General features: G+C 65.7%; 3 protein-coding genes. 2 read left to right on the plus strand and 1 reads right to left on the minus strand.

Annotated elements, in window-relative coordinates; all coding sequences use genetic code 11:
• Window positions 1–168: 168 nt before the first annotated feature.
• Together ACZ7NC_RS45645 and ACZ7NC_RS45650 are read left to right on the plus strand one after the other, a co-directional pair.
• Window positions 169–420 carry a hypothetical protein gene (locus ACZ7NC_RS45645; protein WP_471498392.1) on the plus strand — a complete coding sequence of 84 codons (252 nt, stop codon included), beginning with the start codon at window positions 169–171 and terminating at the stop codon, window positions 418–420.
• Window positions 417–812: a PIN domain-containing protein gene (locus tag ACZ7NC_RS45650; protein WP_471498394.1), complete on the plus strand. Its 396-nt coding sequence runs from the start codon at window positions 417–419 to the stop codon at window positions 810–812. Before ACZ7NC_RS45645 ends, ACZ7NC_RS45650 begins: the two co-directional genes overlap by 4 nt.
• 157 nt (window positions 813–969) lie before the next feature.
• On the opposite strand, the gene ACZ7NC_RS45655 is transcribed toward ACZ7NC_RS45650, so the two are convergent.
• Complete coding sequence (locus ACZ7NC_RS45655; protein WP_471498397.1) at window positions 970–1335, minus strand: transposase; 366 nt, start codon at window positions 1333–1335, stop codon at window positions 970–972.
• Window positions 1336–1388: the final 53 nt, after the last annotated feature.

The raw sequence follows: 1388 nt of genomic DNA on the forward strand, positions 1-1388 counted from the left end.
CCACCGCCAATACGACAGCGACCGCCTGAGCCAGGCACAGCCAGCACCACCGACCTGCCCCAACTCACCTACACCATCGGCAACTTGACAAGGCCAGTCAGGGACATCAACGCCGGTTCGACGGGTCGGCGCCCCCCCCTCGGGGTATACCTGATGTATTCTAGAGTCATGGCGCACACAACGATCAAGGTCGAGAGCACTGTCCGGGACAGGCTGGCTATCCTCGCGGCGGAGAAGGGCACTACCATCGCGCAGCTGGTCAGCGATTTCGCCGTGCACAGCCCGACCGACAACGAGCGGGCTGAGCGCACGGCCCGCACCCTGGCGGTACTGAGCGAGATGTCGGGTTACACCCCTAGCCCCGAGCAGGACCGTGCGGCAGACGCTGAGCTGGCACGCCGGCTCGGTGCCGCCGCATGACCTCGACCATTCCCAGCACGGTGGACGTGGTCCTGGACGAACACGCACTCCTCGCCCTGGGAGCCGGCAACATCCTGGTCTCCCGGATGCTGCACCAGTCCGCAGCCACCGACGCCTGGCGTATTCACGTAGCCCTGGCCGCGCTGGCAGATGCCGACCGTGTTCGTGCCGGAGTGGCTGGCCACGTGGCGATGCTCGACCAGATCCTCTTTCATCCCCTGGACCTGGCTGCTGTCCTTGCCGCATCCGGTCAATCCCGTGCCCTGGGCTGGTCACACACCCGGCATGTGGCCCAGCCCAGTCCGGAACGCCCGGAAGGGGCACGCGTGGTGACCACCACGCCAAAGGACTGGGACGGGGCCGGCGTCCGAATCCTCGACGTCTCACCCTGACCGAGCACACCCCCGTCCTCAGCAGCCAGATAGAAACCCGCGCTCTGGTCCCCGCAGCCGGCCGCTACGCGCCTGACTGAGTGTCCGTTGGGCGGTGTCACATCCTGCGGGATCTGAGGGACTTCCCCGGCATCCGGATCCAGGTCCCTGTGATCGCCTAGTGTCCTGCGCCGGAGATGCGTCGGCAGAAGCGGGCGAGGGAGTCGAGGATCTCCTTGGCGGTCTTGGTCCAGATGAAGGGCTTGGGGTCTTCGTTCCAGTTCTTGACCCAGGTGCGGATATCGGCTTCGAGGGCCTGGACGTTCTTGTGAGCGCCCCGGCGGATCATCTGGTCGGCCAGGAAGCCGAACCACCGCTCGACCTGGTTGATCCAGGAGGAGCCGGTCGGGGTGAAGTGCAACTGGAACCGCGGGTGTTTGCCCAGCCACGTCTTGATCGCGGGGGTCTTGTGGGTGCCGTAGTTGTCCACGATCAGGTGGACTGAGGGGCCTCGCGTTTCCCGGACAGGGATCTGACTGTCTATTTCACGCGACTGCTCGCAGCTTCACGTACTCGGCGTGGACTTCGCGCGGTGGA

The sequence above is a fragment of the Streptomyces sp. NPDC111802 genome (genome assembly GCF_055634335.1).

Bases quoted from the DNA above. Each gene is read 5' to 3' on its own strand.
- ACZ7NC_RS45645 (WP_471498392.1), top strand. From the start codon at position 169: ATGGCGCACACAACGATCAAGGTCGAGAGCACTGTCCGGGACAGGCTG.
- ACZ7NC_RS45650 (WP_471498394.1), top strand. From the start codon at position 417: ATGACCTCGACCATTCCCAGCACGGTGGACGTGGTCCTGGACGAACAC.